The sequence below is a fragment of the Salmonirosea aquatica genome (genome assembly GCF_009296315.1).
GTDB classification, from domain to species: domain Bacteria; phylum Bacteroidota; class Bacteroidia; order Cytophagales; family Spirosomataceae; genus Salmonirosea; species Salmonirosea aquatica.
This window is the reverse complement of record NZ_WHLY01000002.1, coordinates 4,675,518-4,688,808: the sequence shown is the minus strand read 5'-3', so window position 1 is coordinate 4,688,808 and position 13,291 is coordinate 4,675,518. Positions and strand designations below refer to the sequence as shown.

Genomic DNA, 13,291 nt, shown 5'->3' with positions numbered 1-13,291 from the left:
ATAATTCAAAAAGCCCAAAGCCTATTGCTAACGGCCTAAAGCCTAAAACAATGTCCCAAAATCTTCCCGGAATCAAACTTTTCGATCTTACTGGAAAATCCGCCATCATCACCGGTGGCTCCAAAGGCCTCGGCCTGGCCATGGCCGCCGGACTGGCTTCCGCCGGAGCCAACATCATGCTCGTGAACCGCAACGCGGCCCAGGGCCAGGAAGCTGCCCAACAACTCGCTGACGAGTATGGTGTCCAAACCCTTTCTTTTGCCGCTGACGTGACCGACCCCGCCCAAACCGAAGCGATGGCCAAAACCGCCTTCGATACCTTTGGCCGCATCGATGTCCTCATCAACAGCGCGGGCATCAACATCCGCGGGGCCATCGACGAGGTATCGCCCGAGGATTTTCAGCAGGTGATGAGCATCAATGTCAATGGTACCTGGAACTGCTGCCGCGCCGTGACGCCCTACATGAAGAAAGCCCAAAGTGGTAAAATCATCAACCTGGCCAGTACCCTAGGCATTGTGGGCCTGGCCAACCGCACCCCCTACACGGCCAGCAAAGGCGCCGTGGTGAATATGACCCGTGCTCTGGCCGTCGAACTCGCCCCTTTCGCCATCAATGTGAATGCCGTTTGTCCCGGTCCTTTCCTTACCGAAATGAATGTACCCATCGCAGGCACCCCCGAAGCCAAAAACTTCATCGTCGGCGCTACCGCCCTCGAGCGCTGGGGTGAACTGGCCGAAATCCAGGGCATCGCGCTGCTGCTGGCCAGCGACGCCGCTACCTACATGGTGGGGTCGATTATCACCGTGGACGGCGGCTGGACCGCGCGATAGCTAGGTTGTAATCGACCTTAAAAAGTAGATCAGATTTTTGGGTAAATTGGGCTATATTTGATCAAGAAGTCTGGATTAACACAATCCCCAGTTATGAAAACGATTAGAAACTTTACGGTCATCATTGAAAAAGAAGATGATGGGTACGTAGCGCTCTGCCCAGAATTGGACATAGCCAGTCAGGGAGATACCGTTGAGGAATCCAAAATGAACTTGCAGGAAGCAATTGAATTGTTCTTCGAACATGCTTCAAATGAAGAAGTCGATAATCGCCTGAAGTCTGATATTTTTATCACTAATATGCAAATATCGGTTGGGCAAGCTTAAAGTTCTTTCCGGAAAAGAGGTATGCAGTATTCTGTCAGTTAATGGCTTCGATGAGGTCCGACGAAAAGGAAGCCATATCATCATGCAAAAAAAATCCGGCACCTCGACCTTAACGGTACCTGTACCAAATCACGCAGAAATAAGAATCGGAACATTACAGTCAATCATCCGGCAGAGTGGTATTTCAAAAGAGCAGTTCGAAAACTGATCGCCTGCTGAAATGTAGACATGTTGGCCGAAATCCAGGGCATCACGCTGCTGGCCAGCGACGCCGCTACCTACTTGGTGGGGTCGATTATTACGGTGGATGGTGGCTGGACAGCACACTGATTTGATTGTTCGATTTTGTAATAGTACATATAGCAATCAATTTTATAACTACTAGAAATACAAGAGTTTAAAACATCATTACCAAGAAAGTATATGATAATAACACCCGAACTTAAAGATGAATTTCTTAAATATCTCGTAAATACATATGAATTGGGTGAATGGAATTCTATCTCCCAGTATAATGCATTGGAAGATTATGCAGATGGTATTGTAGGTGCTTTAATGAAGCAATTTTCCGAATTAGGTCTGATTGAATGTAAAATGAGCACATTTGATTTTAATTTCACAATAAATATTAATGCCCACGATTTTATCAGAAGAGGAGAATTAACTGGTGAAGAGATTCTGTTTCAGGATAAAATTGAAAAACTTTACTACGATTTAGAAAAACTGCAAGAGAAGAACCCAAAAGGAATAAGTTTAGAAATAATGGCTAACATCGGAGGAATCATTCAAACCATTGCTTCTCTATACCAACTAAAAGGTTAAAGAGTATAAGTTTTTGTAATTTATGGCTGCCATTTCTTGTCAGTCATTTTATTCTTTCGAGTGACGACTAATAATCTTCCGAGCGTTATACTATCCTAAACTCTTACGTTGAATTTCGCAAACCACATGGTGACGCCAATTTTTTCTTCAATCCTCAACACAATTTTACTGGCACATGATAGCTCAATTTACACACGCTCATTCTCATATACCTGATCGTACATTTGCTCTAGCACACCAAGCTGGGCCATTTCATTGTTATAATCCCAATCCAGGACAATTAATTTAGAAGTTTGCCCTTGTCGTCAAGTACGCTCGTATTCTTAAGAATGATAAGTGCCTGACCTACATGTGTGGTACCTTGAGCAAGCGCCTCGCCTGATTGACCCAATTGATGAAGAAGTACCAAAAAAGAGCAAGGCCTCTTTGAACCAAAAACTACTGTGATAGCGCTGAGAACTTACCTTAATTCGTTTGCGCCTGTGCATGAGGAGGCCTGGAATGAACTGAGTCGCTTATTTCAGAAGGTGGTTTTGAAAAGGGGAGAATTTCTAATTCAGGAGGGTCAGATCGCCACCCAGTTTGTTTTCGTGGAATCAGGCGTTATCCGGGCCTTTTTCCGAGATGAGCGAGGTACAGAATACAATAAGCACTTCTTTACTTCTCCTTCTATCGCTGGTGCCTATACCTCTCTTATCACGGGTAAGCCCAACCAGATTATTCAACAGGCCCTGCTCGACTGCCACCTGCTGGCTGCGGATTATCGATCATTTGTCAGACTGTATGACCGTTACCAGGAATTGGAAAGGATTGGTAGGTTGTTTGCCGAACGTTATTTTGTCGAAAAAGAGCAAAAAGAATTAGAAATGGCCCGGTACGGCGCAGAAAAGCGGTATGCCCTTTTTCAGGAACGTTACCCACTCCTGGAACAGGATATTCCTCAATATCACATTGCCTCCTACCTGGGAATCACTCCCACGCAATTGAGCCGCATTCGTAAGAAATTGGCGCAGGGATAAATTTCTTTACCTATGTAAATGGATTGAAGAAACGATATGTGAATTTTTGCAATTTGATTGACCTACCGAAAGGACCGATCAAAAAGAGCCTTACTCTCCTTGCAGAAACCCACTATGACTCTTTTTTTAAAGTCTGCTCTTTTCATCTCGTTTCTTATCTTCGCCTGTATCCTCGGCTTTCAGGAGTCTTGCGCCCAATCCGATTCCCTGGCTGTCAAGATAGACCATTATATTCAGGACCGGCTGAATACCAGTAGCTTACCGGGTTTAGCCATTGCCGTTGTTCGAAAGGATAGCATCGTGCTGGTGAAAGGATATGGTACCACCGATGGAAAACGGATTACCGCGGACACTCCATTCGCCATTGCATCGCTGAGCAAAGCATTTACCGCCTTGGCCATCCTGCAACTTGTCGAAAAGGGAGCTGTCGATTTGGATGCTCCGGTGAACCGGTACCTGCCTTCTTTTGTCATCGACGACCCGCGGGGTACCTCAATCACGATCCGCCAACTCCTGCATCAAACGAGTGGCCTGGCCGATACCGGTTTTCCAGAACTAGCCTTTGCCGAGCAGCCACACACGTTGGATCAAGCGGTGGAGCGTCTGAAGACCGCCCGACTGGTGAGTGCTCCCGGCGAACAGTTTCATTATCATAACCCAAACTATCAGGTACTGGCCAAAGTGGTGGAAGCAGTAAGCCAGGAAGAATTTTCCGACTATCTGCGAAAACACTGGTTCGTTCCACTGGGCATGAGCCACACCCAGAATGTCGCGCTGACCCACTTATTTTATGCAGCTCCGGATGGACTTCCCAGGGGAAACATTTTCGCTTTTGGCAAGGCAATTCCCATACAAGAGCCCCAATGGTTCGTCAATGGAGCAGCCGGTATGATCTCTACGGCCAATGACATGGCGCATTGGCTGCAACTACAGCTCAATGAGGGGGTAATTAATAACCGCCCGCTGATTTCCCGGCAATCCGTAGCCCTGTCACATAGCCTCCCGTCCAACCCCGCTTCCACGTACGCCATGGGCTGGTACGCGAATGACAATAAAGATCTGTATCATAGTGGTATCCTATGGACTTACAGTGCGGAACAAATCCTGCTCACCGAGAGTGGATATGGAATTGTCCTTCTCTTCAATGGTGGCCTCAATCCTTTTGTCGACTATTATTCATTCATACATGATATAGCTGAGCTCACGGCCCATGAGGTACCTCCCGTTTCCCGTTGGCCGGACTGGGTTTTCCAGGCTTGCCTCCTCGGAATTCTGGTAGTTGGATTGGGGCTGTCCATCAGGCGGATTATCCGTAAAAGAAGCGGCAAGCACAAATTCCGGCATTACCCGGCCTGGCGCTCGTGGTTTGGGGTGATAGGGCGCCTGTGGCCCCTTTTTCTGCTCCTTCTTATTCCATTCATTATTACGGCTCTAAGTAAAAGGGTTCTGAATTGGGAACGTATTTTTCTGATGATGCCTGATGTTATTCTGCTTTTGGGGGCATTAGCCCTATCAAATAGTATACTCAGCATTATTCAAACCATCGATTTCATTAAAATAAGGCAGGTAAAAAAGGAATCACAAAACTGAGATATTCGCCATTCTACTTGATACTCAGTCTACTCGTCCAGAATAATCGCAAGGCTGATGCTGCCGGTAAGTTTCCCACTTATCACGAATTTTAACCATTTATAAAATATAGGGCTATGCAAGCTACTATGCTTTGCATAATAGTTTGAAAGATTATTACTTTTATCTAGTATTCAACCTAAAGCGTAACATAGCCATGAAAAATCAAATTTACAGTATCCTGCTACTGGCCGCCAGTTCTACACTTAGCTTTGGCCAGTGCAATCAGGATGTCACAATCACTGCTTCAAAGACCGAGTACCTGGATGGGTCGGGAGTCATTCAGCGAACGGTGGATGAACAGAGTACGATCCAAATCAAAGGTTCTCAAATCATAATCACACCGGGCAGTGCAGACCATCAAATGACTGGAACTATCGAATCGACTACCTGCGATTGGAGTACGCCCTACAAAGAAGGGAAGACGGTCAGCAAGGCGGTGTTCGAGGACCCATCAAGAGAACAGCGGCACGTTACCCTGACTACAGAAGGCAAAGGCGGCAAAGTAACTTTCCTGATGGAAATAGATGAAATGCCTGACAAGAAAATACGGGTCAGTGTGGTTGACTTTCAGGAAACGAAAAAAGAATAATCCAGTTCAATTAGGTTTTCAACCATGAAAAACGGCGCTGCGCAACCTGTCTCGGTGTTGCGCAGCGCCGTTTTTCATGGAGAATTTTTTGAATGCAGCAAAAATCTTTGAATTCCCTCTTAGGGTACCTTATCAGCGGCTCCCGGCCTTCCGGACATAGATATTCCCCTGCATACTTTTCATCATGATTTCCGGACCGCCCCCATTGATTTTACCGTACACCCAATTTTCAATAGTGACGCGGTACATGCCCGACTGACTGGATCGGGTGGCCTGTGGCTGGCTTTTATCAATATCCATATCAAAATCGCTGAAGATATCACCCCGGTCCGATTTCATTTTAAAGCTGGCCTTAGCCGCAGTCGGAAACGTAACGTCGATGCGGCCGTTGAGGGTCGAGAAAGCCATGGGGGCCGTGGCGTTCAACTCCCGGAAGTTGACCTTGATGTCTCCGTTGATTGTGTTGGCTACCGCCGAACCACTCACATTGATCAGATCAATGGGGCCGTTTATATTCTTCACTTCCAGCTCGCCGTTCACGTTCTCCACTTTGATGGCACCCTCGTTGACAGTACTTACTTTCAACGAAAACTTCTGGGGTACCCGGATCGTCAGATTGACCGGGTGCATGATACTATTGGACGTTATCTTAACAGTATTGTTTCGCTCCTCGGCCGCTAACTCGAAGCTAGTGTTGGGCGTAATACGCCGCATACCTGAAGACTGTGCCTCGCCGGACGGCTTATCTTTCATTTTGCCTTCGCTGCCAGCCTTGGCACCCGACATCGCCTCGATCTGAACTTCTTTGCCGCTGTACCCTACTACGGTGATCGAGCCGTTAACCAGTCCTACTTCCAGCGTACCGGGTTTGTTGGGGTCGCTCAGGGGTACCGTCAATTCTTCCTTGGCGGCAGTCTGAGCGAAAAGAGGCAGCGTTCCCGACAGGAACACGAGCAAAAATGTGATTACTATATTTTTCATGATTGGTTGGCTTAATTGGAATTGATAGAAAATAGAATTACTCAGGATATTTTTTTGATATACACACTACCATTGAAGGTTTCAAAGCGCAGGTTTTTGCCACCCTTGCCAATCCGGACGGAGGTAGTTTGGTTGAGTTTGTAGACGGTTTTATCACCCCGTTGCTCCTGGTTTTTGACCACGCGGGCGGGCAGTACCTCGACCTGAGAAAAATCGGTATAGAATTCGCCCTGGAAAGTCTTGAATTGTAGGTCGGCCGAGAGGTTGGCCGGGTAGCTTATCTTGATATCACCGTTGAGGGTGTAGTAGGTCGATGCCTCGGCGGGCGCGGTGGTATAGGTAGCTTCCAAATTGCCATTGATGGTATGCGCGTCCGTTACCCCCGAAACATGGGTTAGCCCGATGGCCCCATTGATATTCCGTACTTTCAGGGTACCGGCCACGTCACTGACTTTCACATCACCGTGGTTGATGGTCGAAACATTCAGATTCATCTGACGGGGTACCTTCACGGTAAAGTCCAGCGTAAAATCGTAATCGAGCTTCCTGTTGTGTTCCCAATTACGGCGATCCCGATTGGGTCGCGTATCGAAGGGTTCGGCAATGTAGGCAAAGATGGTGTCACCTACTTGCTCGAAGGCCAGCTTGAGTTCTTGTTTTCCCACTTCCAGCTCCTGCTGGTTCTTCGCGGTCAGTTGTTTATCTACTTCCAGCGTGACCTTACTGGCCGGGGTACCTTCTACATGGATAAAACCATTGAGGTTGTAGATCACCAATGTACTGGCTCCGGCGCTGCCCGTCAGGGCAAATTCCCGCGTAACTTTTTCTTTGAATTCCTGTTTTTGTGCGTTCGATGGGGCACAAGCGAGCATCATTCCCCCGAGTAGGGAGACCATTCCTAGTTGTTTCATGATAAAGTCTTGGGTTAAAATCAGGATAAGTCTTTGATCGTCTGTTCTATTTTACTCTTGACCAGGTCGTTGAGGTCGTCCCGGCGGAGCAGTTGGCGCAGGGGTTTGATGGATTTCTTCTCCTGTAGCTGCACCATCACATCGGCCAGAGCCACCTGTACCAGGGGCGACTCCTGCCTCGTGAGCGAGTGAACCAGACCTTCGCGGACGCGGGCATCGTCGGCTAGCGTGGCCAGGGCCTCCAGCGTTACCAGGCGCACGTTTACATTCGGGTCGTTGTCGAGAGTCGTGAGCAGGGCGTCGATCACACGCCCGTCCACATCGGAAATCTCTTTGGTGTAGCTCACCGCCCGCAGCCGCTCCGTGGCTGAAGGATTTTCAAGCAGGGAAAGCATCATCATCTCGCGCATTTCCTCTACCTGCGTCGAAAGGGTGTCGATCTGTTGCTGGTAAGCTACTGTAGGCATGCGTTGGTACTTTATCCAGTAGCCTGCCACCATGCCTACTCCTATCAGCAACACGCTATACGCAAGGCGCATTGCTTGTCGGGGCTGCCAGCCCATCCATAGCTTCGGTAGCCATTCGGCCCAATTGCTGCGCTGTTGTATCTCTTCTTCTTTTTTGAAAGTATCCAGCATCGCATAAAACTGCGTGCGCATCTCAGGCCGGGGCTCGGGAATGGGCAGGGTACCCATCCGGTGCCAAAGCTGCCGCATGGCGTTCAGTTCGAGCTGACAATCCGGGCACCGGGCGACGTGATCGTCCAGTAGGACCTTTTCGGCAAGCGGAAGCTCGTCATTCAGCCATTCGGGCAATTGTTCCTTTACAATATCACAATCCATACGCTGTCTTTTATTGGGCAATCTTCAAATACGTCTTTTTCAACTCATTCATGGCCCGATGTACCCGTACCTTCACAGCACCTTCGGAAATGTTCAGAATGTGGGCAATCTCAAGGTACTTCAACTCCTGAAATCGACTAAGTACCAGCACTTCCCGGTGTTCCGGGCTTAGCCGGGTCAGAGCATCCTGTAAAGCCGCCTGTTCCTGCTCCTTTTCCAGCGGCTCGTCAGCCGCCATGCCTCCCTCTACCCTTTCAGCATAATCGACCACATCCTGGTGGTAGGCTGTCCGTTTATTTTCCTTTGCCGTATCGACCAGGACGTTACGCGCCAGGTGGTACATCCAGGAGCGAAACGAGCCGTCGCCGGTAAAGGTATGGCGGTACTTCAGCATGCGATAGAAGACCGTCTGCACAATGTCTTCACTCACATCGGGCCGGCCGCTCATGTGGTACAGGTAGCCGAACAGTTCACGATGGTACCGCTCGAAGAGCAGCCCCATTTTGTCCATCTGGCCCGCTTTGACCTGAAGCATCAAAGCATTGTCCGCTAGTGAATCCAATCGTACTGGGGGGTTGGAATTTGACGTGAAAACCGGAGCTTCTGGGAAAGGTTACTGAAAAATTCAGATTTTTTTACACATACCTCTGACACTACCCCACCAAACGGTAGGTAGCACGAAAACAACACAGCAAAGACGCTGACAGTAGGGTGTTTACTTACCGCCACAGGTGGGCAAAAAGTACCAAAATCCCTGAATATGAATTTATTTACCCCCATAAATCACACTAGGTATTCCATCCAAAGTCATAATAGTTACCGTTGGCTTCCCTGAGCACGCAAAAGATAGTATATACAAAAGAGCTTTTTGATTGAAAAACAGGCCGAGCGGTTTTCCGGCACATTTTTTTGATAAAACAAAGAAAAAACTAACATCCACTTAAAACCTTAAAAATGAAGTACATGAAAAAGCCAAATAAGAGTATACCCAGTATTGTGGAGTACGGAATCTGCCTTTTTCTGATCCTAAGCCTGGCCGCCTGCTCCGATAAGAAAGAATCGGCCACCGAAGAAAACGACATGGCGACCACTGAAACCATGGATGACAGTACCTCCAACGAGAGCTACTTTACCCAATGGGATAAGAACCAGGACAACTTTCTGGACGAGAATGAGTACGCCGGGGGGTACTTTACAGACTGGGACACCAACCAGGATAACCGCCTGGACCAGGATGAATGGAATCGCGGCATTCAGAAAAGTGGGCTGACCGGGCAAGGCTGGGCCGACTGGGACATCGATGCGGATGGTTTCGTAAATGATAACGAATACCGGCAGGGTAATACCAAAGCGGGCTGGTACAGCGCCTGGGATACGAACAAGGATAATCGATTGAGCCAGGAAGAATACGACCAGGGTATGGCCAATAGACGCAATAACAATCAATAATCCCCACATACCGTACCTGTGCTGGCATCCCGTGTAGTGCATTATTACAGCCTACTGTTTTTTTCAGTACCTTGACAGTCGCTCGGGAAGCCTCGGGCGGCTGTTATTCTGTTGGTACCCTTCATAAACCTCATCTAGCGCATGAATCTTCTGGGAAATATTATCTGGCTCATTTTTGGTGGGTTGATTGTCTTCATCGAGTACATGGTGGCGGGCTTCGTGCTCTGTGTTACCATCATCGGTATCCCTTTTGGGGTTCAGTGTTTCAAAATCGGCATACTGAGCCTTGCACCCTTCGGCCAGGAAGTGCGGGAGGTACCCGGCAATACCGGCTGCCTGTCGACCATTTTCAATATCATCTGGATCGTTGTTGGGGGCATCTGGATCGCACTGACGCACTTGGTATTTGGGGTGCTGCTGGCCATTACCATCATTGGCCTGCCCTTTGCCCGTCAGCATTTCAAGCTGATGAGCCTTTCTTTTACCCCCTTTGGCAAAGAAATTGTGTAGCACACGCGGAGTCTTGGCCACCTTTCAACCATTGATGTATGAGCAAGCTACTGATCAGCTGCATGCTGGGTTTGACAATCACCCTTAGCCATGCCCAAACCAAAACCCGGGCTTTCTTTATGGTGGGTGATTATTCTCAACCCGAATGGGAAAAGCTTGCTTTTGAAGTTGACGGCACGAAATGCAGCATAATGTATGCGTACAGGAAGCACGAAACAGGGTACCCACTCAAAATTCTGGGAGTAGGGAAAGTGGGCAATGCCAAAGCACTGCGTGTGAGTATTCCGGGATTCAATAAAACCTACCTGATCTACAAGGATGTACCAAAGAAAGGCCTGGTAATGGTCAGTGAGGATCAATCCTACCGGAAGTTTTTTGCTCTTGGCTACGAGGGGCCAGTCAATGGGGTTGGTACCTTCTGTGCGAGTTGTGCCAACGAGCCCGCAGAGGCTTTTGCATTGGTAGATAGCTTTTTGGAAAGGTAACAGGCCAACTAGTATTCACCAACTACCTGACTCAGCTACTTTTTGTGCTGAAAGTACATAGTGGGTGGTCGAAACTACTTCGATGTCCGCGAGGTCATTTTCAGAAAGCTTGGCGTAGATATCCTTTGGGACGTATACTTTGCTGTGAGTTTTATTGAAATCCCAATCCAGCCTGAAAGTCGGGCTACCCCCACTGCCGTCATCACCTCCGGAAATGTATTTTTTGACGATCCGCGCCCGGCCCACGTGCTTGGTCCCCCTTTCCAGTGCTTTGTTGATTCTCGACTTGAATACAAGATAGAATACAACCAGGCCAATAACGGCCACTATGGCAATGGCGATTCCACCCTCGGTGCGCAAGGTGGTGAAGAGGAAACGATAGGCCAGAATAAACGCCAAGCCCAGGGCAGCTACCATCATGCCTCTTTTTGATTTGCTCTTGCTGTCTTCTAGTTGGGATCGTTCGCTATCGGTGAGGGGTACGATGGCTGAGGGCCGATTCTGTGAGTAGCCCGAAGTAGAGTGGGTAGAAAGGTTCATGTGTAAAGGTTGTTCTGTACAAAGCTGGTTTACAAATGAGTATGTGACAAAATAAGGCTATTGACCTCAATATCAAAATAAAAACCAGTCGAATGAGTAAACGGCCAATCCTACCGAGTTAGTCGGAAGCATCGGCATCGCGCATTTTTCCAATTACCAAGGGTACCCTCCCACCGCCAACTACTTCCTTCCGGATGTAGTTGTCAAGATTGCCTTCCCGGTATTTTGTGTCTCCTGGCCCATCCACTTTGGCGCGTCAACGTTCGGTAATTCTCCGCACTGAGGGTACCCTGTGGGTGTACCCCCTCACGCAACCTTGCCCGTAGATTGTCCGTACTGAATGAAAATTCAACCTATGTTCAACGTAACCTCTACATTGTTATGAAAGATTTCTGCGTAAATCGCCCCCGGGGAATTGCGGCCTTCCTGCTCTTGACGATCTGTATTTCCTGCACCGACAACACCGGTGTCACACCACCCGCTCCGACCAATGACGTGGGTATCAAAGAAACCACCTTGGGCAAGGTACTTACCGATGCCAGCGGAAAGACTTTGTATTTCTTCGCTAAGGATGTGGCAGGTACCTCCGCCTGTTCGGGCGGTTGCCTGGACACCTGGCCCGTTTTTTCAAAGACCATTTCAAGGCTGGACCCAAGTCTGAACAGTGCTGATTTCGGGTCTATCACCCGGGCCGACGGTACTACCCAAACCACCTTCAAAGGCTGGCCGCTGTACTATTATAAAAACGATGCCGCCGCCGGAGAGGTGAAAGGCGAAAACGTGGGGACGGTGTGGTTCGTGGCCAAGCCCACCTACTCCATCATGCTGGCCAGTGCCCAGCTAGTAGGCAACGATGGCAAATCCTACACGGGCGATTACAAAGAAGGCACGGGAGTCACGCAGTTTTTTGTGGATGAGACAGGCCGGACCCTGTATGGTTTTGCCAACGACAAAAAGAATACGAATAAATATACCAAAGCAGATTTCAGTAATGACGCTACCTGGCCGATCTACACCGCTGAACTGAAAGACCTACCGTCGACCATCGACAAATCCCTTTTCAGCGTCATCGATGTATTCGGTAAAAAACAACTCACCTACAAAGGATGGCCTTTGTACTATTTCGGTTCCGATAATGGTGTGCGAGGTGCCACTAAAGGTGTGAGCGTGCCCAAACCCGGTATTTGGCCCATTGTCAATCTGGACTCACCGAATGCCCCCGAATAAGGCACAAGTCAGGGTAGAGTGCCTCAAAAGCGGGCCTTCCGCATAGAAGGCCCGCTTTTGAGGTTTCTGTTGTCAAATGAAGAAGGTAGGAGTTTTATAGGATTCTCATTCAATCTCCAAAACATTTTATCCCCAATTCAGTATATTGCAACAACCCCAACCCCATTTCATCAATCTCATGCAGCGACGTCACTTTCTCCAAGCCTCCGCCCTCACGGGTGTTTCCCTGTTGACCGCCAAAAACCTCCTGGCGCAATTACTAGCCGAAGATCCCTACCAAATGAAAGACCTGCGCGGCGGCGTGGGCGTCTTTACCGAAAAAGGGGGTACCATCGCGTACCTGATCACGAAGGAAGGGATCGTCGTAGTGGATTCCCAGTTTCCTGAGCAGTCGGAGCACCTGATCGGAGCTTTGAAAAAAACGAGTGACCAGCCTATCCCCTACCTTATCAACACCCACCACCACGGCGACCATTCGGGTGGTAACATTGCGTTCAAAGGCCTGGCGGGACACGTGGTGGCCCATGCCAACTCGGCCACGAACCAGCGCAATGTAGCCGAAAAACAGAACAGCGTGGAAAAGAATCTTTTCCCGGACGTCACCTTTACGGATAGCTGGAAACAGAAGATAGGTACCGAAAGCATCAAGATGCATTACTTTGGCGCGGGCCATACCAACGGCGACAGTATCGTGCACTTCGAGAATGCCAACATCGCTCACATGGGCGACCTGCTGTTCAACGGGCGCTACCCGTTCATCGATGCATCGGCCGGCGCGAGCGTGAAGAGCTGGGTCAAGGTACTGGACAAAACGCAGAAGACTTTCGACAAGAATACGCTGTTTGTGTTTGGTCACGCCTTCGATCCCGAAAAAATCACGGGTGGTCAGGAAGAAATCAAGCTATTCAAAGACTACCTTGAAAAACTGCTGGCCTACGTAGGCAAAGAAATAAAGGCGGGAAAATCAAAGGAAGAAATCATGAAAACCACGAGCATTCCAGGTACCACCTACATGCAGGGTGCGGGCATTGAGCGGAGCCTGGCACCCGCATACGATGAGTTGGTGGCGGGGTAGGTTTGGGAGTTTTTATAGGGTTAGCCCCATTAGGTTTTTTAGAAACTTA

The 13,291-nt window shown here is 48.8% G+C and carries 18 protein-coding genes and 1 pseudogene; 13 read left to right on the top strand and 6 right to left on the bottom strand.

Annotation, left to right across the window (positions count from 1 at the left end; genetic code table 11):
- The first annotated feature begins 50 nt into the window (after positions 1-50).
- From GBK04_RS20415 to GBK04_RS20380, 8 genes and pseudogenes are all read left to right on the top strand, one after another.
- A complete protein-coding gene (locus tag GBK04_RS20415; protein ID WP_152762885.1) occupies positions 51-833 on the top strand; it encodes an SDR family NAD(P)-dependent oxidoreductase in 783 nt (260 codons plus the stop codon).
- 93 nt (positions 834-926) lie between these two features.
- Positions 927-1,160 carry a type II toxin-antitoxin system HicB family antitoxin gene (locus GBK04_RS20410; RefSeq protein ID WP_152762883.1) on the top strand — a complete coding sequence of 78 codons (234 nt, stop codon included), beginning with the start codon at positions 927-929 and terminating at the stop codon, positions 1,158-1,160.
- Positions 1,147-1,368 carry a type II toxin-antitoxin system HicA family toxin gene (locus GBK04_RS20405; protein WP_152762881.1) on the top strand — a complete coding sequence of 74 codons (222 nt, stop codon included), beginning with the start codon at positions 1,147-1,149 and terminating at the stop codon, positions 1,366-1,368. The genes GBK04_RS20410 and GBK04_RS20405 overlap by 14 nt, the downstream gene beginning before the upstream one ends.
- A gap of 23 nt (positions 1,369-1,391) precedes the next feature.
- Positions 1,392-1,490 (top strand): annotated as a pseudogene (locus GBK04_RS20400) (2-deoxy-D-gluconate 3-dehydrogenase); the annotation flags it as partial.
- Between the two features lie 93 nt (positions 1,491-1,583).
- Positions 1,584-1,982 carry a hypothetical protein gene (locus tag GBK04_RS20395; RefSeq protein WP_152762879.1) on the top strand — a complete coding sequence of 133 codons (399 nt, stop codon included), beginning with the start codon at positions 1,584-1,586 and terminating at the stop codon, positions 1,980-1,982.
- A gap of 443 nt (positions 1,983-2,425) precedes the next feature.
- Positions 2,426-3,001 (top strand): Crp/Fnr family transcriptional regulator, encoded by a 576-nt coding sequence (locus tag GBK04_RS20390; protein WP_373331167.1) that lies wholly within the window; start codon positions 2,426-2,428, stop codon positions 2,999-3,001.
- Positions 3,002-3,115: 114 nt separating this feature from the next.
- Complete coding sequence (locus GBK04_RS20385; protein WP_152762877.1) at positions 3,116-4,591, top strand: serine hydrolase domain-containing protein; 1,476 nt, start codon at positions 3,116-3,118, stop codon at positions 4,589-4,591.
- Between the two features lie 196 nt (positions 4,592-4,787).
- Positions 4,788-5,222: a hypothetical protein gene (locus GBK04_RS20380; RefSeq protein ID WP_152762875.1), complete on the top strand. Its 435-nt coding sequence runs from the start codon at positions 4,788-4,790 to the stop codon at positions 5,220-5,222.
- Positions 5,223-5,354: 132 nt separating this feature from the next.
- Here GBK04_RS20380 and GBK04_RS20375 read toward each other — a convergent pair whose 3' ends face one another.
- From GBK04_RS20375 to GBK04_RS20360, 4 genes are read right to left on the bottom strand one after another with little or no spacing between them, the layout of a single operon-like run.
- Positions 5,355-6,203 (bottom strand): DUF4097 family beta strand repeat-containing protein, encoded by an 849-nt coding sequence (locus tag GBK04_RS20375; RefSeq protein WP_152762873.1) that lies wholly within the window; start codon positions 6,201-6,203, stop codon positions 5,355-5,357.
- Between the two features lie 41 nt (positions 6,204-6,244).
- Positions 6,245-7,114: a DUF4097 family beta strand repeat-containing protein gene (locus tag GBK04_RS20370; protein ID WP_152762871.1), complete on the bottom strand. Its 870-nt coding sequence runs from the start codon at positions 7,112-7,114 to the stop codon at positions 6,245-6,247.
- 20 nt (positions 7,115-7,134) lie between these two features.
- The gene (locus GBK04_RS20365) at positions 7,135-7,956 is read right to left on the bottom strand and encodes a HEAT repeat domain-containing protein (protein WP_152762869.1); all 822 of its coding nucleotides are present in this window, start codon (positions 7,954-7,956) and stop codon (positions 7,135-7,137) included.
- A gap of 10 nt (positions 7,957-7,966) precedes the next feature.
- On the bottom strand, positions 7,967-8,491 hold the full coding sequence (locus GBK04_RS20360) for an RNA polymerase sigma factor (protein ID WP_152766257.1): 525 nt from the start codon (positions 8,489-8,491) through the stop codon (positions 7,967-7,969).
- Positions 8,492-8,919: 428 nt separating this feature from the next.
- Between GBK04_RS20360 and GBK04_RS20355 the strand changes: the two genes are divergently transcribed.
- The 3 genes from GBK04_RS20355 to GBK04_RS20345 all read left to right on the top strand — a co-directional run bounded on the left by GBK04_RS20355 (position 8,920) and on the right by GBK04_RS20345 (position 10,400).
- The gene (locus tag GBK04_RS20355; RefSeq protein ID WP_152762867.1) at positions 8,920-9,405 is read left to right on the top strand and encodes an EF-hand domain-containing protein; all 486 of its coding nucleotides are present in this window, start codon (positions 8,920-8,922) and stop codon (positions 9,403-9,405) included.
- A 141-nt stretch (positions 9,406-9,546) separates the two neighbouring features.
- Positions 9,547-9,915 carry a YccF domain-containing protein gene (locus tag GBK04_RS20350; protein ID WP_152762865.1) on the top strand — a complete coding sequence of 123 codons (369 nt, stop codon included), beginning with the start codon at positions 9,547-9,549 and terminating at the stop codon, positions 9,913-9,915.
- 38 nt (positions 9,916-9,953) lie between these two features.
- On the top strand, positions 9,954-10,400 hold the full coding sequence (locus GBK04_RS20345) for a hypothetical protein (protein ID WP_152762863.1): 447 nt from the start codon (positions 9,954-9,956) through the stop codon (positions 10,398-10,400).
- Between the two features lie 15 nt (positions 10,401-10,415).
- Here the strand turns inward: GBK04_RS20345 and GBK04_RS20340 are convergent, their stop codons facing one another.
- Both GBK04_RS20340 and GBK04_RS30865 read right to left on the bottom strand, forming a co-directional pair.
- Complete coding sequence (locus GBK04_RS20340) at positions 10,416-10,940, bottom strand: hypothetical protein (protein ID WP_152762861.1); 525 nt, start codon at positions 10,938-10,940, stop codon at positions 10,416-10,418.
- Between the two features lie 118 nt (positions 10,941-11,058).
- On the bottom strand, positions 11,059-11,187 hold the full coding sequence (locus GBK04_RS30865; protein ID WP_373331166.1) for a hypothetical protein: 129 nt from the start codon (positions 11,185-11,187) through the stop codon (positions 11,059-11,061).
- Positions 11,188-11,321: 134 nt separating this feature from the next.
- On the opposite strand from GBK04_RS30865, the gene GBK04_RS20335 reads away from it, so the two are divergent.
- Positions 11,322-12,167 (top strand): hypothetical protein, encoded by an 846-nt coding sequence (locus GBK04_RS20335; protein WP_152762859.1) that lies wholly within the window; start codon positions 11,322-11,324, stop codon positions 12,165-12,167.
- 178 nt (positions 12,168-12,345) lie between these two features.
- A complete protein-coding gene (locus GBK04_RS20330; RefSeq protein ID WP_152762857.1) occupies positions 12,346-13,242 on the top strand; it encodes an MBL fold metallo-hydrolase in 897 nt (298 codons plus the stop codon).
- The last annotated feature ends 49 nt before the right edge of the window (positions 13,243-13,291 follow it).